Origin of the sequence: Cellulomonas fimi (assembly GCF_028527925.1) — a bacterium.
Taxonomy (GTDB): domain Bacteria; phylum Actinomycetota; class Actinomycetes; order Actinomycetales; family Cellulomonadaceae; genus Cellulomonas; species Cellulomonas fimi_C.
On the sequence record NZ_JAPESW010000138.1, the window covers coordinates 1 to 783 of the forward strand.

Sequence of the window (783 nt, forward strand, 5' to 3'; positions counted from 1 at the left end):
CAATGATCAGTCTCGGCGGTACCGGCTCGGATAGTTCACCGCCTTCCGCCTCCGCGTGCTTCTTTGAGGTTTTGGGTTTGGCCATGATGCTGGTAGCGGCGCGATAGGCTTTGAGCTTTTCCGCATACAGGGTCCACTGTTGCCGCTCCCAGTCGCGCGCGGCCCTTAATGCCAGGTGATCCACCGCACTTTTGCGATCCCCCGAGGACGCCACCGTCAGTAGGTAGAGGGACAGCGGATAGGTTCGACCGTCGAGTTGGGCATTGGCGTGGCCCTGACTCACCAAGGCAGTGGTAGCCAGCACCGACTGTGCAGCCATGGCGCAGGGCACGCCGATCACCTCGGCCAGTCGCTCGACCGCAGGGCCCAACAGATCCCCGAGTGCTTCGACCGGGTAGGGCAGTGGCGCCTGCTGGTACTCCAGCAATGGTTGTGGGGGCTCGAACGCTTCGCACAGTTGCATCGAAATTCTCCTGAGATTATCGACTTCGTCCTCACTCATCCCGCCACGGTTGTTGAGTGTTATCAGGGATCAAGGCCCCTGCGACCTGTGAGGTTTGTCCACTAACGCGGGACTGGCGGCTCCTTACGGCCGGGAGCTTGGGCATCTCATGATCTGGCCTCCTGAACACCAATAGCGGTGGGCGGGTGGAGGCTGCACTGGCTGACGAGGCCGGTGTCGCGAGATCCTGAGTCGGGTGAAGGCAGTGATGCGATGACTGGGGCATGCCTGACTGTCAGTCAGGTGCAGTCCATTTCATGGGCTGCGGCACCATCATCGGC

The 783-nt window shown here is 61.4% G+C and carries 1 protein-coding gene; it reads right to left on the bottom strand.

Going from position 1 to position 783, the window contains the following annotated elements:
* Positions 1–502, bottom strand: a 502-nt coding sequence (locus tag OMK64_RS21395; RefSeq protein WP_272730129.1) for a DUF3987 domain-containing protein, incomplete at its 3' end; no start/stop codon positions are given.
* Positions 503–783 lie beyond the last annotated feature (281 nt).